Below are 20426 nucleotides of genomic sequence, written 5' to 3'. Positions count from 1 at the left end.
ATCGAGGAGGCTTTCGCGACAGTTGAGACGGTTGTCTCAGCGGTATAGACTGACCGGGCGCGTTCTGCGCACAGAGTCGATCCGACCTCTGACACAGAAGAGCTTTTGTCATTTGTCCGTCGCTCAGTGCTAAGGAAGAACTGTGCACTGACCCTAGAAGAACAATCCATATCGGAGCCCCTACTACATGACCACCACCGCAACCGCCCCGGTGCCCCTCAAGTCGCCATCAACGACATCGGCACTGCCGAGGAGTTCCTGGCTGCCGTCGACGCCACGATGAAGTACTTCACCGATGGCGACATGGTTGAAGGAACCATCGTCAAGGTCGACCGCGACGAGGTTCTCCTCGACATCGGGTACAAGACCGAAGGCGTCATCCCCTCCCGCGAGCTGTCCATCAAGCATGATGTTGACCCGGATGAAGTCGTTCAGGTCGGTGACCAGGTCGAGGCTCTCGTTCTCCAGAAGGAGGACAAGGAAGGCCGCCTGATCCTGTCCAAGAAGCGCGCGCAGTACGAGCGTGCTTGGGGAGACATCGAAAAGGTCAAGGAAGAGGACGGCGTCGTCACCGGCACCGTCATCGAGGTCGTCAAGGGCGGCCTCATCCTCGACATCGGCCTGCGCGGTTTCCTCCCTGCCTCACTGGTGGAGATGCGCCGCGTCCGTGACCTTGCGCCCTACATCGGCCAGGAGATCGAGGCGAAGATCATCGAGCTCGACAAGAACCGCAACAACGTGGTTCTGTCTCGCCGCGCATGGCTGGAGCAGACCCAGTCCGAGGTCCGCTCGTCCTTCCTCAACAAGCTGGAGCGCGGCCAGGTCCGCAACGGCGTCGTCTCCTCGATCGTCAACTTCGGCGCCTTCGTGGACCTCGGCGGCGTGGACGGACTCGTTCACGTCTCGGAGCTGTCCTGGAAGCACATCGACCACCCCAACGAGGTTGTGTCGGTGGGCGACGAGGTCACCGTCGAGGTCCTCGAGGTGGACATGGACCGCGAGCGCGTCTCGCTGTCCCTGAAGGCCACCCAGGAAGACCCGTGGCAGACCTTCGCCCGCACTCACGCCCTCGGACAGATCGTGCCCGGCAAGGTCACCAAGCTCGTTCCCTTCGGCGCCTTCGTGCGCGTCGAGGACGGCATCGAGGGCCTGGTCCACATCTCCGAGCTGGCTGTTCGGCACGTGGACCTCGCAGAGCAGGTCGTCTCCGTCAACGACGAGGTCTTCGTCAAGGTCATCGACATCGACCTCGAGCGCCGCCGCATCAGCCTCTCGCTGAAGCAGGCCAACGAGGACGTCGACCCGGACGCTGAGGAGTTCGACCCCGCCCTCTACGGAATGGACGCCGAGTACGACGACGAGGGAACTACAAGTACCCCGAGGGCTTCGACCCGGAGACCAACGAGTGGATGGAAGGCTACGACGAGCAGCGCGCAGCCTGGGAGGCCCAGTATGCAGCCGCCGCCGAGCGGTGGGAGCAGCACAAGGACCAGGTTCGCAAGGCTGTCGAAGCCGACGCCGAGGCAGCCGCCGAGGCATCCGTCTCCACCGGTTCGTCCTCGTCCTCCTCCTCGCGCTCCGAGCGTCGTCCCGCCCCAGAGTCCGGCCAGAGCAACTACTCCTCCGCCGAGGAGACCGTTGACGCTTGGCACCCTGGCCTCGGACGAGGCGCTTGCTGCGCTTCGTGAGAAGCTCACCGGCAACTAAGCACGTACGATCCGCCGGGCTGTGACCCGGTGATCACCAACAATGACCCCTGGAGGCTTCTCCAGGGTCATTGTTTTTGTGCACACACTGCATAATGTGGAGATTCGTTCAGAGCTGAATCGCACAGGTGCTCGGACTGAGTGCTAGGTACATACCGAAAGGTCATAATGCTTCACAAGGTCCACGACCTGCTTCGACTGCGGACAAACCCTCTTCTGTTCTTCTCCTCGTCGATCATTATGTTGGCGTTCGTCGCAGTCACGCTCATCATTCCGGATCAGATGGGGAGACCTGGGGTACCGCGGCGACGTGGATCTTCGAGAACTTCGGATGGTTCTTCATCCTGGGCGTCTCCATATTCCTGCTCTTCCTCATCTACATCGGCGTGAGTCGGTTCGGGCGTCTGAAGCTGGGCGCCGATGAGGAGAAGCCGCAGCACTCGGATCTGGCGTGGTTCGGGATGCTCTTCGCAGTAAGCATCGGCACCATTCTCATGTTCTGGGCCGTTGCGGAGCCTGCCTTCCACTTCGACACCCCGCCGCGAGGCGCGGAGATGGGCATCGAGGGCTACACCGAGGAGGCAGCCCGAGAGGCGGTGGGCTTCACCCTCTACCACTTCGGACTGCACACCTGGACGATCTTCGCCCTCCCGGGGCTCGCGTTCGCGTACTTCATCTACAAACGCAATCTTCCCCTCGCGTCTCATCCCTCTTCCAGCCAATTCTCGGCGACGGCATTCACGGTCCCGTGGGCAAGGGAATCGACATCTTCGCGATCGTCGGCACCATCTTCGGCATCGGCATGTCCATCGGCCTCAGGACCACCCAGGTCCACGCCGGTCTCGCGGAGCTGACCGGCCTGCCAGATGTGTGGTGGGCCTTCGTGGTGATCATCGGCACCGTCACCGTCATCGCCACGATCTCTGCCGTGGTCGGCATTGACCGGGGCATCAAGGTGCTGTCGAACTTCAACATCGGCACGAGTGTGCTGCTGCTGCTCTTCGTCATCATCACCGGGCCGACGATCTTCCTTCTGCGCGGCATGGTCGAGGCCGCAGGAATCTACGTCAGCATCCTGCCCGAAGTCATGTTCTGGAACGACACTCTCGCGGACAGCGGATGGCAGCAGGACTGGACCATCTTCTACTGGGGCTGGACCATTTCATGGGCGCCCTTCGTCGGGATCTTCATCGCCCGCATCTCCCGGGGTCGCAGCGTCCGGCAGTTCGTCGCCGGAGTTCTGGCGCTTCCCACGCTGTTCAGCATCATCTGGTTCGGCACGTGGGCCACGGCTGTCTTCGACATCGAGTTCTTCGGAGAGGGCGGGCTCGTCGAGGGTGTGGTCGATGCCGGTGCCGAAACATCGATGTTCGCGCTGCTGGAGCATTACCCGCTCGCCACACTCACCAGTGCCATCGCCATCATGCTGGTGGGCGTCTTCTTCATCACGTCCCTGGACTCCGCCTCCCTGGTGCTGGATGACATGTGCAACGGCTACGACGGCGACGGACGGCCGAAGGGCACCACCGCGCCTCACCAGCGCGCCATCTGGGCCATCTACATCGGCGTTGTGGCGGCAGTGCTGATCGTCTTCACCGGTGAGGGCGGTGTCGAAGTTCTTCGCGACGTGGCTCTGGTCTTCGGGCTGCCGTTCTTCGTGCTCGCGTTCTTCATGATGTACAGCCTGAACCGGGCCATGAGGGAGGACGCCGGCGAGGTGAGCCACCTGCCGTCGCGGCGCTGGCTCAAGACGCTCCCGCCGGAGGAGTACGAGCGACGCATGGAGGAGGGCGACCCTGAGCTGGCTGAGGCTGTCGTGGCCCCGGACTACGCCGCCGGCACGGAGCCCGAGAACGCCCCGGAGGTCGATCACGCGGAGCAGCCGGAGCTCGTTCAGGAGTACCGACTGCGCACCGGTGAGAACATCAGGATCGACCCCACCACCGGGCAGCCCGCTCCAGGAGAGCGTCCTCCCCACATCTGATCAGTGCCGCGCACCGGGGTCCGTGCCGAGCCGTTCGGCCCGGACCCCTGGTGCGTTCTGAGGCGTGGTGCTATACAGGATCCATGAGTTCGCAGCCGGATGATGCGCACGAGGTGAAGGATCAGCCCGACCAGGAGCGGTACGTCCTGCTCATGGACGGAGAGACCGCTTACTTCCTGGAGTACCAGGATCTGGGCGACAGGCTCCGAGCCTTCGTCCACACTCAGGTCGAGGATTCCTATCAGGGCAGGGGAGTGGGCAGCCGACTCGTCGGCGGGGCGCTCGAACGCGCCGCCGAGAGCGGCTTGGCCGTGATACCGCGCTGCCCCATGGTGCAGTCCTTCATTCGTAAGAACCCGGAGCACGCAGAGCTTGTCCCCGAGGAGCGTCGCAAAGAGCTCTCGCTCTGACGACGCCTCGCATCACCTGGTCCGCACGTGCGTCCGCGAGCCGCCGCTGCGCAGCCGGATTGAGTCTCTCTCGCAGGCAGTACTCTGTTCTCTACGATGACTGCCTCCACGCAAAGCTCCCGACGCACCCCTGTCCGTGTCCTCATCCCCGCAGTTCTGACGCTCCTGTGGCTCGCGTGGACTGCGTGGGGCGGCCAGACGTTCGGGGCGATCTCCGAAGTCACCACCAACGACCAGGCCACCTTCCTCCCCGCTGATGCGGAGTCGACCCAGGCCCTCGAGCTTCAGGAGCGCTTCGGGGATGACGATGCGGTCCCCGCCACGGTCATCGCAGCCCCGGTCGACGGCGAGCTGACGGAGGACCTGACGGCGGAGATGCAGGCTGCCGGTGAATCCGCATCCGACCTTGAGGGCGTGATCGAGGTGACGCCGCCGCAGCCTTCCGAAGACGGTGAGGCGGTACAGCTGACCGTCCTCCTGGACGAGGTCGCCGCAGAGGAGGGTGCGCTGACCGAGCTGCGTGAGCTCATCAGCAGCGAGCTGCCCGAGCAGGACTGGGACGCATACGTCACCGGGCCCGCAGCACTGTCGGCCGACCTGTCTGAGGCATTCGCGGGGGTCGACGGCCTGCTGCTGCTCGTCGCGGTGGTGGCGGTGTTCATCATCCTGGTCAGCGTCTACCGATCGGCCCTTCTGCCGATTCTGGTGCTCCTCTCCTCCGTGGGCGCGCTGTGCGCGGCGATCACGGTCATCTACTTCATGGCGGACGCAGGGTGGATTCAGCTCAACGGCCAGGTGCAGGGATCCTGTCGATTCTGGTCATCGGCGCCGCGACCGACTACTCCCTGCTTCTGGTGGCCCGCTACCGCGAAGAGCTGGCGAGCAGGAGCGACCGGTTCGGCGCCCTCTGGACAGCTGTGCGACGCTCGGCACCGCCCATCCTGGCCTCAGGAGGCACTGTCGCCGCTGCATTGCTGTGCCTGCTGCTGTCAGACCTGAACTCCAACCGAGCCCTCGGTCCCGTGGCGGCCACCGGCATCGTCTTCTCCATGGCCGCGACGCTGACGTTCCTTCCTGCCATGCTTGCCCTCCTCGGCCGTCCGGCGTTCTGGCCCAAGACGCCGCACGCGACAGCGGAGGGATCGGCCGGTCAGTACAAGCTGTGGAGCCGCGCGGCCTCACTGGTCAGGCGCAGTCCGCGCGTCATCTGGGTCACCGTGACGCTTCTGCTTCTGCTGGCCGCCGCGGGCGTGGGCCAGCTGCGAGCGGATGGGATCGCTCAGTCCGAAGTGGTTCTGGGAGAGACCGAGACGAAGTCCGGCCAGGAGCTTCTGGAGGAGCACTTCGACGCAGGAACAGGCGCGCCGACCAACGTCTTCGTGCGCAGCGGTGAGGCAGAGGCTGCCCTCGATGCTGTGCAGGACACCGACGGCGTCGCGTCGGCTCAGCTGCTTGCTGAGGGCCAAGCACCCGCCCAGGATGCGGAGCAGGCCCAGGAGGTCGACGGTTGGGTGCAGATCTCGGCCACGCTGAGCAGCCCGGGGACTCGCCTGAGGCGGAGCAGACGGTCAGTGCGCTGCGCGGCGAGCTCGAGCAGCTCGACCAGGAGGCTCTGGTGGGCGGAACGACCGCTACGCAGCTCGACACCAACGAGACGGCGCAGCGGGACCTGACGGTCATTGTGCCCAGCGTCCTGCTGGCAGTGACGCTCATCCTCATCCTGCTGTTCCGTTCGATAGTGACGCCTGTGATTCTGGTCGTCACCACGGTGCTCTCGTATCTGGCTGCCCTGGGCATCTCGGCGCTGGTGTTCAACCATGTCTTCGACTTCCCCGGCGCCGATCCCACCGTTCCGCTGTACGGATTCATGTTCCTGGTGGCGCTGGGAGTGGACTACAACATCTTCCTCATGACCAGAGCGCGGGAGGAGACGCCGAAGCATGGGGCCTCGGAGGGCGTGCTTCGATCCCTGGTGGTCACCGGTGGGGTGATCACGTCTGCAGGTGTGGTGCTGGCCGCCACGTTTGCGGCGCTTGCCGTGCTGCCTCTGATGTTCATGGTGCAGCTGGCCTTCCTGGTCGCATTGGGCGTGGCGATCGACACGTTCGTGGTCCGGACGCTGCAGGTCCCGGCCCTGTGCGCCGATATTGGGCGCCGCATCTGGTGGCCGTCGCAGCTGTCACGAAGCCGCTCAGGCGCAGCGGGGCCGTAGACTCGGGAGCATGTCCAAGAGTGTGAGTGTGGGTCTGACCGGGGATCGCATCCGGAAAGTCCGCGGTCGCGGACCGGCTCGTCGAGCATGGAGCGATCCTCATCGACGCTGATCTGCTCTCGCGTCAGGTAGTGGAGCCGGGCACTGAGGGGCTGGCAGAGATCGTGAAGACGTTCGGCCGCGGTGTGCTGACTGAGGAGGGCGCGCTTGATCGTGCGGCGCTGGCGCAGGTGGTCTTCAACGATGAGGACGCGCGCATGAGCCTCAACGCGATCATCCACCCGCGCGTCCGGCATGAGGCACAGCTGCAGCGCGAGGCTGCCCCGGTAAGCAGCGTAGTGGTCGAAGACATCCCACTGCTGGTGGAGGGCGGGCAGCAGGATCGCTTCGACACAGTCGTCGTCGTCACCGCCCCCATGCTGAGCGGATGCGGCGCCTGGTCGAAGACCGTTCCATGGAGCCGGAGGAGGCTGAGCGTCGCATCGCAGCGCAGGCCACGGATGCTCAGCGCGTCGCCGCCGCCGACGTCGTTCTCGACAACTCGGGAACCCTGGAGGAGCTTCATCAGCAGGTGGACGAATTTTTCGTCGGACTGGAGCGTTGATCCCCTATGTCTTTAGCCCCGAAGATCAGCCGCACCGTCGCGCCGTTCAAGGTTGAGAGTCCCTATCAGCCCTCCGGCGATCAGCCCAAGGCTATCGAGGAGCTGGCTGAGCGGGTCGAGGGCGGCGAGAAGGACATCACCCTCATGGGCGCCACCGGCACGGGCAAGTCGGCGACGGCTGCGTGGCTGATCGAGAAGGTGCAGCGGCCTACGCTCATCATGGTCCAGAACAAGACCTTGGCCGCCCAGCTGGCCAACGAGTTCCGCGAGCTCCTCCCGCACAACGCCGTCGAATACTTCGTCTCCTACTACGACTACTACCAGCCCGAGGCGTACGTCCCTCAGACGGACACGTTCATTGAGAAGGACTCCTCCGTCAACGACGAGGTGGAGAGGCTGCGGCACTCAGCGACCAACGCCCTGCTGACCCGCCGCGACGCTGTGGTCGTCGCCACCGTCTCGTGCATCTATGGTCTGGGGACTCCGGAGGAGTACATCGCCCAGATGGTTGCTCTGAAGCGTGGGCAGCAGATCGAGCGCGACGAACTGCTGCGCCGCTTCGTGGGGATGCAGTACGTGCGCAACGACACCGACTTCCACCGGGAACCTTCCGTGTGCGCGGCGACACCGTTGAGATCATCCCGATGTATGAGGAGCTTGCGGTGCGCATCGAATTCTTCGGCGACGAGATCGAAGCGATCCACACTCTCCACCCGCTGACTGGGACTGTGGTGCGCGAGGAGGAGGAGATGTACATCTTCCCCGCCTCCCACTACGTGGCCGGAGACGAGCGCATGGCGGCAGCCATCACCCGGATTGAGGACGAGCTGCGGGACCGGCTGGCTGAGCTCGAGGCGCAGAACAAGCTCCTGGAGGCGCAGCGGCTGCGCATGCGCACCACCTATGACCTGGAGATGATGCAGCAGATGGGGTTCTGCAACGGCATCGAGAACTACTCGCGGCATATCGACGGCCGCGGCTCCGGCACCGCACCGCACTGTCTGCTGGACTATTTCCCCGACGACTTCCTGCTCATCGTGGATGAGTCCCATGTGACCATTCCGCAGATCGGCGGCATGTACGAAGGTGACATGTCCCGCAAGCGCACCCTGGTCGAGCACGGCTTCCGCCTGCCCTCGGCGATGGACAACCGGCCGCTGAAGTGGGATGAGTTCCTCGAACGGATCGGGCAGACCGTCTATCTCTCCGCCACCCCTGGGAACTATGAGCTGGGGCAGTCCGACGGTGTGGTGGAGCAGATCATTCGTCCCACCGGGCTTGTGGACCCCGAAGTGGTGGTGAAGCCGACCAAGGGCCAGATCGATGACCTGCTGGGCGAGATCAAGGCGCGCTCGGCCCGGAATGAGCGCGTCCTCGTCACGACGCTGACCAAACGGATGGCCGAGGACCTCACGGAGTACCTCCTGGAGCACAGCATCAGGGTCGAGTATCTGCACTCGGATGTTGACACGCTCAAGCGTGTGGAGATTCTTCGTGAGCTGCGGAAGGGAACATACGACGTCGTCGTCGGCATCAACCTTCTGCGTGAGGGACTGGACCTCCCGGAGGTCTCTCTGGTGGCCATTCTCGATGCGGACAAGGAGGGCTTCCTGCGCTCCACGACCTCGCTGATCCAGACGATCGGCCGAGCCGCCCGCAACGTGTCCGGTCAGGTGCATATGTACGCCGATCGGATCACAGACTCGATGCGGCGCGCGATCGACGAGACGGATCGGCGGCGGGAGAAGCAGATCGCGTACAACGAAGAGCACGGCATCGATCCCACGCCGCTGAAGAAGCAGATCGCGGACATCACAGATCTCCTTGCCAGGGAGGACGCGGACACCGCTGACCTGCTGCAGGGCATGGGCGGGCTCGCTACGGGCTTCAAGTACGGCAAGGGCCACCGCGGGTGGACCGGCTTCCAGAAGGATGACGACGGTGCGGATTCTGACCAGCCCGGCGGAGCGAAGGAGTCCGCGATCTCCAACACTCCGGCCAAGGACACCGCAGAGCTCATCGAGCAGCTCTCAGCACAGATGCACAACGCTGCCGAGGAGCTGAACTTCGAGGTGGCGGCCCGGCTCCGCGACGAGATCGGGGATCTGAAGAAGGAGCTCCGAGCCATGCAGGCCAACCAGTGATGGGCAGCGGAGGCTCCGCTAGAGTATGGATGTGAGCATCGCATCGCAGCCTCCGCAGGTCACTCCGCTGGCGGAGGGGCTGACTGCCAGAACCTTCGCTCCCGCCCTGGACGCAGACGGGAACCCGGACGCGGGGACCGGAGCATTCCATCGAGCTGTTGCGCTCGGCTTCTACGAAGCGACCCCCACCGACGAACGGATGAGGCTGCAGGAGCAGGTGCTCGTCGGGGACGGGCAGCGCATCACCGGCGTCTACGTGGACCCGGGCAGCGCGTCGCTGGAGCACTGGGGCGAAGCCCACGAGCAGCTCACCTACGGCTCCGAGCACCCCGTGGGCACATTCATCGATTTCGACAAGACGCTCAACGCCGGCGGGCCGCAGCTGATCGACGCGTTCCTCATCACCGGGGTGACGGTGGACGCCTCATACCGGCGGCGAGGCATCCTGAAACATCTGATGACCAGTAGGCTCGCCGCCGCGGTCGAGGACGGAAAGGCTGTGGCGCTGCTGACCGCCTCTGAGGGCAGCATCTACGGACGCTTCGGATTCGGGCCCGCCACCCGGGAGCATCAGGTGCGGATCAACGTCAGCCGCGCCGGAGAAGCGTTCGGGCTCCGCGGCCAGCCCTCCGGTCGGGTGCTCACGGCCGACCCCTCCAAGCTGGGCGACGTCATCGATGAAGTCTTCGCCGGGCACCACGCCGTCACCCGCGGATCGGTGGGTAGGCTGCCGGACCACCGCCGCTACGGGACGGGGAGTGGACCCCGATGACATCACCACCCCGTGGCGCGGTGCCCGGGCCATCATTCACGTCAAGGATGACGGCCGCATCGGCGGGTACGCCGTGTTCACCTTCAGGGGTGGGATGAGGAGCCGTTCACGATGCGTATCAGCGACCTCATCGCGGTGGATGCTGAGTCGCAGATCGAACTCATCCGGCACCTGTCTGCCATGGATATGGTGGAGCGGATCAGCTGGGACGGCGCTCCCGCTGAGGACCCGCTGAGATGGGCGCTCGTCAACCCTCGAGCCCGCCGTGCTGCGCGGGAGAGCGATGTGCTCTGGGTGCGAGTCCTGGACGTTCAGAAGGCCCTGGAGAATCGGGCCTGGAGCGCCGACGGCGATTTCACTCTCGAGGTCGCGGACGCGCTGGGCATCGCGTCGGGCCGCTGGCGCGTCATCGTGCGCGGCGGCTCGGCTCAGGTCGCTGCCGTGGCGGGGACCAGGACAGCGGGCCTCTGTTGCGCACTGATGCTGAGACCCTGGGCACCATGTACCTGGGCGATGTCAGTGTGCGCACCATGCACAGTGCTGGACGCGCCGAAGCGGCCCCTGCGGACCTGGACCTGATCTCTGCCGTCATGGACCTGCCCACGGCGCCCCACTGCGCCACACACTTCTGAGCACTCGGCCCCCGGACAGGGCCGCAGCCCGGTGGGATCAGAGCTCTCCGACCCTCCACACCCTGACCACGGGGGTCTCCGCCTCGTCGGAGGCGTTGAGGTCGATCCAGGCGTGGATGGCCCAATCATGGTTGGACTGGTCGTCATCCAGCACCTGGGAGGCATGCCAGAAGCGGCCTTGGGCGTCGGGAGCATCCGCTGGGTCCTTCGTCACACGGAAGAGGCCCGCCGCGCGAGCCTTGGCATCGACATAGACGTCCTCGTACTCGCCGAAGAACGCGTCCAGAGCCTCGCCCCACCGGTCGGGAAGCAAACTCAGTGCCGGCAGGCTCCAGCTCCGCGAGCGTGCGCTCCTTCTCCTGAGCGAACAGCTCAGCCCGCCGGAACATTGCGTTGCGGACCATGACGGTGAAGGCCCGCTCATTGGCGGTGACCCCCGAAGGCGCTGCTTACTCAGCATCCTCCTGCTGCCTGCGCTCCAGTTCGGCCAGCCGCGCCGGGTCGTCGCTTAGCCGCTAGGCGCTCCCACTCCTCCAGGAGGGAGGAGTCTGTCTGGCGGACGAGCTCGCCCAGCCATTCGGTGAGATCCTCCAGCTCCTCGCTGACCTTCTCCCGAGGAACGGTCTGCCGCAGGGTCCTGTACGCGTCGGTGAGGTAGCGCAGCAGCACGCCCTCGCTGCGCGCCAGCCCGTAGAAGTTGATCGCGTCGATGAACGTGAACGCCCGCTCCACCATGTCCCGGACGACCGACTTCGGCTCCAGCTCATGGTCGGCCACCCACGGGGCGGAGGATCGGTACACCTCGAACTGCTGGGTCAGCAGCTCCGCCAACGGCTGCGGGTGCGTCATATCGTCGAGGATCCGCATCCGCTCCGTATAGTCCACCCCTCAGCCTTCAGCTCCGCGATCCGCTCGCCCTTGAGCTTCTTCACCTGAGCACCCGTCACCTGATACGGAGTGTCGAGAATGGACTCGATGACGCTGACGACATCGAGCGCATAGGTCTCCGACTCCGGGTCCAGCAGCTCAAGGGCTGCCACCGCAAAGGGGGCAAGAGGCTGGTTCAGCGCGAAGTTGTCCTGAAGCTCCACCGTGAGGTCAACAGTCCGACCGTCCTCATCCGGTTCGTCGAACTTCTCCAGCACACCCGCGGCCAGCAGCTCACGCAGAATCTCCAGAGCCCGGCGCTGCAGCTGAGCCTGCCGGGCCTTCGACTCATCTGAGGAGGTGATCAGCCGCCGCATCGCCACGATCGGGTCCTCGGGGCGGTTCAGCAGGTGCAGCACCATCGCGTAGGTCACCTGCATGCGCGAGACCATGGGCTCCGGCTGAGCCTCCGTCAGCTTCTCGAACGTCTTCTCGCTCCACGAGACGAAGCCTTCCGGAGGCTTCTTCTTCGGCTTGGACTTCATGGCCTGGGACACTTTGGCCTCGTCCCCGGCGTGCTTCGCCTGCGCCTTGCGAAGAGCAGCCTCATTCTCAATGACATGCTCAGGCGCCTGCACCACCACAGTGCCCTCCGTGTCGTACCCGGCCCGACCGGCCCGCCCGCGATCTGATGAAACTCGCGGGCGTTGAGCTGGCGCACGCGCTCGCCGTCGAACTTCGACAGGGCGGTGATCAGGACCGTGCGGATCGGCACGTTGATCCCCACGCCGAGGGTGTCAGTGCCCGAAATGACCTTCAGCAGGCCCTCCTGGGCGAGCTGCTCCACCAGACGGCGGTACTTCGGCAGCATGCCCGCGTGGTGGACACCCACCCCGACTTCAGCAGCCGCGCCAAATCCTTCCCATATCCCTTCGAGAAGCGGAACCCAGAGAGGCGCTCGGCAAGCCGCTCCCGCTCATCCTTGGAGAGCAGGCTCAGGCTCATCAGCCCCGAGGCCTGCTCAGCAGCGGCACGCTGCGAGAAATGCACCGCATACACGGGAGCCTTTCCTGTCTCAGCAAGCCGCTCCAGCTTCTGAACCAGCGGGGTGGTCGAGTACTCGTAGTCCAGCGGCACCGGCCTTGCGGCCGAAGAGACGGTGACGACATCGCGGCCCGTATGCTCAGCGATGCGTCTCTCAAACCCCGACGTGTCCCCGAGGGTCGCCGACATCAGCAGGAACTGCGCCTGCGGAAGCTCAACAAGGGGCACCTGCCACGCCCATCCGCGATGCGGGTCCGCGTAGAAATGGAACTCATCCATGATCACCGGGCCCACGTTCGCCGCAGGCCCCTCACGAAGCGCCTCATTGGCGAGAATCTCTGCCGTGCAGCAGATGATGGACGCATCCGCGTTCACCGACGAGTCACCGGTGACCATACCGACGTTCTCCGCGCCGAAGACCTCCACCAGCGAGAAGAACTTCTCAGACACCAGCGCCTTGATGGGCGCCGTATAGACGCTGCGCTCGCCCCGGGACAGTGCGAAGAAGTGCGCCGCCAGCGCCACCAGCGACTTCCCCGACCCCGTCGGCGTCGCCATGATCACATGGTGACCCTCCGCCAGCTCCGCGACCGCATCCTCCTGAGCCGGGTAGAGGCTCAGCTCCTGCGAGGAGACCCACGCCTCAAAGGCTGCGAACAGCTCCTCGGCCCCAGGGGCGGCCCAGGAGTCGGACAGCTTCTCGAGCTTCGTCGGTGCGCTCACCAGCCCCGCCGCCTCCACTCGCTCAGATGCGGACGCTCGGTGCCCAGCGTCGTGGGATCGCCGTGACCAGGATGGACCACACTGTCATCCTCGTAGACGGCGAACAGCCGCGCCTCCACATCATCGATCAGCTGCACGAAGTCCTCATCCGACCACGTCTTGCCCACGCCGCCGGGAAAGAGCGAATCCCCGTGAACAGGTGCGTGGGCCCATCCTCGACGTTCAGGGCGAAGGCCAGGGAGCCGGGCGTGTGACCGCGCAGGTGGATGACCTCCAACGTGATCCCGTCGAAGGTCACAGTCTCTCCATGTGTCAGCAGACGGTCCACCGCCACACCCTGCTGCGCCTCGATCTCGCCGGCGTCGCGCTCGTTTGCGAGAAGCTCGACGCCGGCGACGTCGAACTCCGGAAGCGCGCGGATGTGATCCCAGTGCTGATGCGTGGTGAGCACCGCCTTCACACCGGGCGAGCAGGGGTGTCGCCGACGGCGCGGCCCATGAGCTCCCTGATCGCCGGCGCGTCGTCCGCTGCGTCGATGAGGACCTGCACGCCTGACTTCTTGGCCGTCAGCAGGTACACATTGTTGCTCATATCGGAGACCGCGATGCGACGAATCGTCACGGCAGGAAGGTCGTGTATCAGGGAGCTTTCCGCGGGCATGCCGCTCAGTCTATGTGCCACCGCCGATGGACACGCCAGTGAGGTGCGTCGAATCCTGTCGACGGCTGGGTCAGGACGACAGCAGGCCCGCCGCGATCTCCCGCGCCTCGGAGAGCAGGCTGCCCCCATAGATCCGGTGGTGAGCGAACGCGCCCTCCGCCAGCAGAAACAGGTGGTCAGCCAAGCGCTGAACATTCGGGGTCTCGGGAGGTCCTCCTCGATGAGCTCCCTCAGGCGCTCGCAGACCGCGTGCTTGTGCTTAAGCGGATCATGGGATATGCCGGGTGGTCCGCAGGCAGCTCGGCCGCGGCATTCAGATATGCGCAGCCGCGCGTGATGGTCTTGGCATCCTGCATGTAGACGTCGAAGAGCGCGAGAGCTCGGGGGAGTCCGCCTCGCCGATTGCGGCCTCGAGCTCGGGCCACCACCACCGGTGCCGGTTCTGCAGGTAAGCGGCGATCAGCCCGTCCTTATTGCCGAAGTTCTTGTACAGGATCGGCTTGGTCACCCTCGCTTCAGCGGCGATGGTGTCCACACCGACCGAATGGATGCCCTGCTCGTAGAACAGCTGCGAGGCGACATCGAGGATCGTGCGAGCCCCGGGGTCAGGCCGTCCAGGTCGATGGGCTGGTGGTCCACGCGCACTCCTTGACTAAACAGATCCGTAACCCGTAGCTTCGGCCCAGCAGGTTACTGATCTGTATATCTTCTCTTTCGGCTCAGCCGAGCAGAAAGCTCACGCGCCAATTCTAGGAGTGCCCATGAGCGGAGTCGCCCCGTGACAGTCACCGAACAGTCCCCAGCCGCGCCCCACGTCCTGACTCGCCGCCAAGCCTCCCAGTTCGCAGGAGCAGGCCTGGCGCTCATCGCCGTCTCCTACGGCGTCGCGCGCTTCGCCTATGGTCTCTTCGTCCCGGCCTTCCGCACGGAGTTCGGCCTCGATCCCACGCAGGTGGGACTCATCGGCTCTCTCAGCTATGGCATCTACTGCATTGCCATCTATCCGGCCATGATGCTCACCCCCGCTTCGGCAGTGGCGGCTCACCGTCTTGGCCGGAGCGCTGGCAACCATCGGCATGGCGCTCGTGGCGCTCGCGCCTTCCGCGGCCGTGCTGACCCTCGGAGTCGCCCTGGGAGGGCTCAGCACCGGCATCGTCTCTCCGCCGCTCGCCCATGCGGTTGCTCTGCGTGTGCCGCGCGTTCGCCGCGACCGCACACAGGCGATCGTGAATTCAGGGACCGGGCTCGGCGTGGCACTGTCGGCCCCGGTCGCCCTGCTGACTCTCGAGCACTGGCGGAGCGCGTGGCTCGCCTTCAGCCTCGCAGCCCTGATCGTCACGCTGTGGGCCGCCTTCAGCGTTCCTCGCACCCGCGAGGCGAAGACATACACCGTCGCGGTCCGCTGGCACGGCGGCCGGCGCCGCATGGTCAGGACATGCTGCCGGACCCGCTTCTTCCCGAAGGCGCGACGAAGCTGCTCGTCACCTCATGGATGCTCGGCATGGGAACGGCGGCAGTCTGGGTATTCGGACGCGACGTCCTCATCGACACCGGAGGCCAGGGAGAGATCAGCTCCACGCTCGCATGGGCTGCGCTGGGAGCATGCGGACTGCTGGGCGTACGCTTAGCGATCTTGCCTTCAGACTCGGGCTCACGCGTGCATGGGCTGTCAGCTGCCTGTGCATCGCAGCCACGACGGCTCTGATCGGCTCAGCGCCCCAAATGGTCGCCCTCAGCGTGGCGGCCTCCGGCCTGTTCGGAGCCGCGTACATCGCCACCACCGGCCTCCTGCTCATCACCGCAGCCAGCACCTACCATCAGCAGCCTGCCTCCGGGGTCGGGCTCTCATTCCTCACGCTCGCGCTGGGGCAGGCGATCGGGGCGCCCTCCTGGGCAGTCTCATCGACAGCGCTTGCGCGGCGCTCGCCTTTAAGCGCGGCCGCATTGACCGGCCTCTCCGCGGCGCTCGCTCCTCCAAGGCCATCAGCACACGCACCCAAGAGATCGCAGTCCTCCGTCAAGGAGATGTCGGCGCGCAGAATGCTCAGGAGTAGGACCTGCAGAGGACAGCGGTGCGGGGAGGCCCTGTTCAGCCCATCTTCATGCGCTCAGGATGAGGGCGCCGCGGCAGAGGTCGTAAAGTGCCGGATCTCAGCGGCAAGGTCTTCTGCGGAGTGCGCGAGCGCAGCGGCGCCCTCCCCTTCGAGCTCTCCGTCGAGTGCGTAGCCCCAGGTGACCCCGATGCAGGGGATCCCATGGCGAGCTGCCCCTCCACGTCGAATTTCCGGTCGCCGACCATGACCAGGCCCGGCAACGAAGCTTCTGTGTTCGCAAGGCCCAGCTGCTGGAGAGCGGAGGCGATGATCGGGCCCTTGGAGGTGTGCGGAACGCTCTCGTCCGGATCTGAGTAAGCGACAGCGTCGACCGAGCCGCGCAGACCCTGAATGTCGAGCAGACGCTCAGCCTGTGGGCCGGGCTTCGATGTGGCGACGGCGAGGGCGCAGCCCTGGCCCCTCAGGCTGCTCAGAAGGTCTCGGATGCCGGGGTAGACCTCGGAGGCTGCCATGCCTTCGCGCATGTAGCCCTCCCGGTAATGCTCGATGAGCTTGGGCACCAGCTCCTCAGTCACTCCGGGAAGCGCTTTGAGGCTCGTGGCAAGCGGCGGCCCGATGAAGCTCCTCAGCCGGTCTTCGTCCGGAACCCGAATGCCGTGCGCCTCCAGGGCGGCGGATATGCCTCCGGTGATGGCACCGGCAGGATCCACCAGTGTGCCGTCCAGGTCAAAGATCACAGCAGGAGCACTCATCCGCCACATCTTTTCACGGGCGGCGCCGGTGCCCCTACACTCACCGAGTGACTGACATTCTGGTGATCCAGCACGAAGACACCGTCGGCCTGGGGCGCCTCGGCCTGTGGCTGGAGGCGGCGGGCGCTCATCTGCGCATCTGCAGGCCGGACCGAGGCGACCAGGTGCCTCCGCGCGCAGGAGGCGCTGACGGCCTCATCGTGCTCGGAGGGACCGCCGCCCCGCACGACGATGACCGATGGCCGTGGCTGCCCGATGTCCGAGCCCTGCAGAGGACGGCGGTGGACGCTCGCCTGCCTACGCTGAATATTTGCCTGGGTGCCCAGCTGTGCGCCGCGGCCTACGGCGTGGACGTGTTTCGACGCACTGCTCCGCAGCTCGGAGTTGCCGAGCTGACCCTCAGGCCTGAGGCGCAGGAGGACCGGCTGTTCCGCGGCCTGCCGGAGCACCCTCAGGCCGTGCTCTGGCACCAGGAGGAGATCGCGCAGCTTCCGGCCGGTGCCGTGCACCTGATCGAGGGGACCGATGCGCCGGTGCAGGCGTTTCGCATGGGACACTGCGCCTGGTCCGTCCAGTTCCATCCCGAGCCCGATGAGGAGACCCTCGCTGCCTGGGCCCTCGGGCCCGGCTCCCTCGCCGCGGGCAGGGGCCCGGAGGAGATCCTGGCCTCGTTCGCCCGCCGGGCAGGGGACATCGAGGCTTATTTTCAGCCTGTGGCCGAACGCTTCGTCGAGGTGTGCCGCGCTGAGGCGGCAGCGCCCTAGGACGAGGTCCTCGAATGTTTGTTCGATCATGGGTCGGCCCATACACTAAGCCGGGTGACTGAGACTGCCTCCGCCGTGATCGAGTCCGTGGACGCCTACTACGACGACGCCGCCGCGCGGCTGCCGAGAACGGCGCTGCCGGGAGCGCCGAAGCGGATCGGATCGTCGTCCAGGGCGCGCGCGAGCACAACCTCAAGAATGTCAGCGTCGAGCTGCCCCGCAACGCGCTCATCGTGTTCACCGGGCTCTCGGGCTCGGGGAAGTCGTCCTTGGCCTTCGACACCATCTTCGCCGAGGGGCAGCGTCGGTACGTCGAATCGCTCTCGGCCTACGCCCGGCAGTTCCTCGGGCGCGTGGACAAGCCGGACATCGACTTCATCGAGGACTCTCCCCGGCGGTGTCCATCGACCAGAAGTCCACCTCGAAGAACCCTCGCTCGACGGTCGGCACCGTCACAGAGATCCACGACTATCTGCGCCTGCTCTGGGCGCGCATCGGCGTTCCGCACTGTCCGGAGTGCGGGGAGCGCATCGAGCGGCAGACGCCGCAGCAGATCGTCGACCAGGTGCTGGCCTTTCCGGAGGGAACGCGCTTCCAGGTGCTTGCGCCCGTAGTCCGCGGACGCAAGGGTGAGTTCAAGGATCTGTTCCGCGAGCTGGCCGGTGCCGGATTCTCCCGCGCCGTCGTGGACGGTGACGTCGTGCAGCTCAACGATCCTCCGACCCTGGAGAAGCAGTACAAGCACACCATCGACGTCGTCATCGACAGGCTCGTCATTCGGGACGGCATGCGCCAGCGCCTGACCGATTCCATCGAGACCGCTCTCAAGCAGGCCGAGGGCGCCTGAGCATCGAGCTCGTCGATCTCAGCTCGGACGGCACCCCCGCCAATGAGCGAGTGCCGGAAGGTCTGACGGGACCGAAGATGCGGCAGTTCTCAGAGAACCTCGCCTGTCCCAATGAGCATCCGCTGCCGATCGATGAGATTGAGCCGCGCTCCTTCTCGTTCAACTCCCCATTCGGGGCGTGCGATGCATGCAGTGGGATCGGCTCTCGTCTCGAGGTCGACGAGGATCTGGTCATCCCGGACGACTCGCTGAGCCTCGAGGACGGCGTCATCGCACCGTGGTCGACGGGCTCGACCACCAAGGACTACTTCGTCCGCATGATCGAGGGGCTCTCCTCTGAGCTCGGCTTCTCCATGCGCACACCGTGGAAGGAGCTGTCCAAGAAGGCTCGGAAGGCGCTGCTGCACGGGCGGAATCACAAGATTGTGGTTCAGTACCGCAACCGTTGGGGGCGTGAGCGCAAGTACTCCACCGGGTTCGAGGGAGTGCTGAGCTGGATCCAGCGCAAGCACGAGGAGGTCGAGACCGACAACGCCCGAGACCGGTATGAGCAGTACATGCGGGAGATTCCCTGCCCGGCCTGCGAGGGGCAGCGGCTGAACCCAGGCTCACTGTCGGTCCTGGTGGAGGGGCGGTCCATCGCCGAGGTGGCGCGGTACCCGCTGGATGAATGCGCCGCGTTCTTCCACAGCATGGAGCTCTCATCCCGAGACAAGACCATCGCCGAGCAGGTCCTGAAGGAGATCGACGCTCGCCTGCAGTTCCTCCTCGACGTGGGGCTCAGCTACCTGACCCTGGAGCGGGCCGCCGGGACGCTGTCCGGCGGCGAAGCGCAGCGAATACGTCTGGCGACGCAGATCGGCTCCGGTCTGGTGGGCGTCCTCTACGTCCTGGACGAGCCGAGCATCGGTCTCCACCAGCGGGACAACACCCGTCTGATCGGCACGCTGACGCGGCTGCGCGATCTCGGCAATACGCTGATCGTCGTCGAGCATGATGAGGACACCATCGCGCAGGCGGACTGGACCGTCGACATCGGCCCGGGCGCCGGCGAGCGAGGGGACGCATCGTCCATTCGGGCTCAGTCGAGAGACTCCGCTCCAACGAGGCATCGATCACCGGCGACTACCTCAGCGGTAGGCGGGTCATCGCCGTTCCGGAGCAGCGGCGTCCCGTCGACAGCTCCCGCGTGCTGAGAGTGGTCGAAGCCACCGAGAACAACCTCGACAACGTCACCGTCGACCTGCCTCTGGGCATCTTCCTCGGCATCACCGGGGTCTCAGGCTCCGGGAAGTCGAGCCTCATCAACGAGATCGTCTCCAAGGCGCTGGCCAACAAGCTCAACAATGCCCGCCAGGTGCCGGGCCGCCACCGCCGCATCGAAGGTGTGGCCGAGCACCTCGACAAGATCATCCAGATCGACCAGAGCCCCATCGGACGGACGCCCCGCTCAAACCCCGCCACCTATACGGGTGTCTTCGACCACATCCGGAAGCTCTTCGCGCAGACCAACGAAGCGAAGACGCGCGGGTACCAGCCGGGCAGGTTCAGCTTCAACATCAAGGGCGGACGGTGCGAGGCCTGCACGGGCGACGGCACGCTGAAGATCGAGATGAACTTCCTGCCGGACGTCTATGTGCCCTGCGAAGTCTGCCAGGGTGCGCGGTACAACAGGGAGACCCTGGAGATTCAGTACAAGGGCAAGAATATTGCTGAGGTGCTGGACATGCCTATCGAAGAGGCTGCCGAGTTCTTCTCCGCCTTCGCACCCATCTCACGGCATCTCAGCACGCTGGTCGATGTAGGCCTCGGGTACGTCCGGCTGGGGCAGTCCGCAACCACCCTCTCCGGCGGCGAGGCCCAGCGGGTCAAGCTTGCCTCCGAACTGCAGAAACGCTCGAACGGCCGCTCCATCTACGTGCTCGACGAACCGACCACCGGACTTCACTTTGAGGACATCCGCAAGCTCCTCGCAGTCCTTCAGGGCCTCGTGGAGAAGGGCAACACCGTGGTGACGATCGAGCACAACCTGGACGTCATCAAGTCTTCTGACTGGATCATCGACCTCGGCCCCGAGGGAGGAAGCGGCGGCGGCAGGATCGTTGCCCAGGGCACTCCCGAGCAGGTCTCCGAGCAGCACGAGGAGACGGGGTCGCACACCGGGCGCTACCTGGCCCAGATGTTGCTACCATCACCCCGATGAGCACCGCTGAAGGGACCCCGGTCACGCCGCCGTCGGAGGCGACCGACG

General features: G+C 65.4%; 10 protein-coding genes and 7 pseudogenes. 12 read left to right on the top strand and 5 right to left on the bottom strand.

All coding sequences use genetic code 11. From position 1 onward, the window contains the following. Positions 1 to 168 precede the first annotated feature (168 nt). From rpsA to K0H76_RS13120, 9 genes and pseudogenes are all read left to right on the top strand, one after another. Positions 169 to 1707, top strand: a pseudogene (gene rpsA, locus K0H76_RS13160) (30S ribosomal protein S1). 127 nt (positions 1708 to 1834) lie between these two features. Then, on the top strand, positions 1835 to 2560 hold the full coding sequence (locus tag K0H76_RS13155) for a BCCT family transporter (protein ID WP_258933285.1): 726 nt from the start codon (positions 1835 to 1837) through the stop codon (positions 2558 to 2560). Further along, positions 2443 to 3690, top strand: a complete 1248-nt coding sequence (locus K0H76_RS13150; RefSeq protein WP_258935410.1) for a BCCT family transporter — start codon at positions 2443 to 2445, stop codon at positions 3688 to 3690. Before K0H76_RS13155 ends, K0H76_RS13150 begins: the two co-directional genes overlap by 118 nt. Positions 3691 to 3773: 83 nt before the next feature. Continuing rightward, positions 3774 to 4100, top strand: a complete 327-nt coding sequence (locus tag K0H76_RS13145) for an N-acetyltransferase (RefSeq protein WP_258933284.1) — start codon at positions 3774 to 3776, stop codon at positions 4098 to 4100. Positions 4101 to 4196: 96 nt separating this feature from the next. Then, a pseudogene (locus tag K0H76_RS13140) lies at positions 4197 to 6312 on the top strand (MMPL family transporter). A gap of 44 nt (positions 6313 to 6356) precedes the next feature. Continuing rightward, a pseudogene (coaE, locus tag K0H76_RS13135) lies at positions 6357 to 6916 on the top strand (dephospho-CoA kinase). A 6-nt stretch (positions 6917 to 6922) separates the two neighbouring features. Next, positions 6923 to 9060: pseudogene (gene uvrB, locus K0H76_RS13130) on the top strand (excinuclease ABC subunit UvrB). A gap of 31 nt (positions 9061 to 9091) precedes the next feature. Further along, on the top strand, positions 9092 to 9832 hold the full coding sequence (locus tag K0H76_RS13125; RefSeq protein WP_258933283.1) for a GNAT family N-acetyltransferase: 741 nt from the start codon (positions 9092 to 9094) through the stop codon (positions 9830 to 9832). Positions 9833 to 9943: 111 nt separating this feature from the next. Next, entirely contained in the window at positions 9944 to 10411 is a 468-nt protein-coding gene (locus K0H76_RS13120) for a sterol carrier protein domain-containing protein (RefSeq protein WP_258933282.1), read from the top strand. Positions 10412 to 10501: 90 nt separating this feature from the next. Here K0H76_RS13120 and K0H76_RS13115 read toward each other — a convergent pair. The 4 genes and pseudogenes from K0H76_RS13115 to K0H76_RS13100 all read right to left on the bottom strand — a co-directional run bounded on the left by K0H76_RS13115 (position 10502) and on the right by K0H76_RS13100 (position 14397). Further along, positions 10502 to 13098, bottom strand: a pseudogene (locus K0H76_RS13115) (DUF3516 domain-containing protein). Continuing rightward, positions 13095 to 13758 (bottom strand): annotated as a pseudogene (locus K0H76_RS13110) (MBL fold metallo-hydrolase). Before K0H76_RS13110 ends, K0H76_RS13115 begins: the two co-directional pseudogenes overlap by 4 nt. Before the next feature lie 313 nt (positions 13759 to 14071). Next, a complete protein-coding gene (locus K0H76_RS13105) occupies positions 14072 to 14293 on the bottom strand; it encodes a TetR/AcrR family transcriptional regulator (protein WP_258933281.1) in 222 nt (73 codons plus the stop codon). Beyond that, entirely contained in the window at positions 14263 to 14397 is a 135-nt protein-coding gene (locus K0H76_RS13100; protein ID WP_258933280.1) for a hypothetical protein, read from the bottom strand. Before K0H76_RS13100 ends, K0H76_RS13105 begins: the two co-directional genes overlap by 31 nt. Positions 14398 to 14843: 446 nt before the next feature. On the opposite strand from K0H76_RS13100, the gene K0H76_RS13095 reads away from it, so the two are divergent. Next, positions 14844 to 15386: an MFS transporter gene (locus tag K0H76_RS13095; protein ID WP_258933279.1), complete on the top strand. Its 543-nt coding sequence runs from the start codon at positions 14844 to 14846 to the stop codon at positions 15384 to 15386. Positions 15387 to 15847: 461 nt separating this feature from the next. Here K0H76_RS13095 and K0H76_RS13090 read toward each other — a convergent pair whose 3' ends face one another. Next, complete coding sequence (locus K0H76_RS13090) at positions 15848 to 16564, bottom strand: HAD hydrolase-like protein (RefSeq protein WP_258933278.1); 717 nt, start codon at positions 16562 to 16564, stop codon at positions 15848 to 15850. A 47-nt stretch (positions 16565 to 16611) separates the two neighbouring features. Between K0H76_RS13090 and K0H76_RS13085 the strand changes: the two genes are divergently transcribed. Both K0H76_RS13085 and uvrA read left to right on the top strand, forming a co-directional pair. After that, on the top strand, positions 16612 to 17328 hold the full coding sequence (locus K0H76_RS13085; RefSeq protein WP_258933277.1) for a type 1 glutamine amidotransferase: 717 nt from the start codon (positions 16612 to 16614) through the stop codon (positions 17326 to 17328). Between the two features lie 161 nt (positions 17329 to 17489). Beyond that, positions 17490 to 20378: pseudogene (gene uvrA, locus K0H76_RS13080) on the top strand (excinuclease ABC subunit UvrA). Positions 20379 to 20426: the final 48 nt, after the last annotated feature.

The sequence above is a fragment of the Nesterenkonia pannonica genome, from assembly GCF_019575955.1.
In the GTDB taxonomy this organism is placed as follows: Bacteria; Actinomycetota; Actinomycetes; order Actinomycetales; family Micrococcaceae; genus Nesterenkonia; species Nesterenkonia pannonica.
This window is presented reverse-complemented; position numbering and strand designations above follow the sequence as displayed.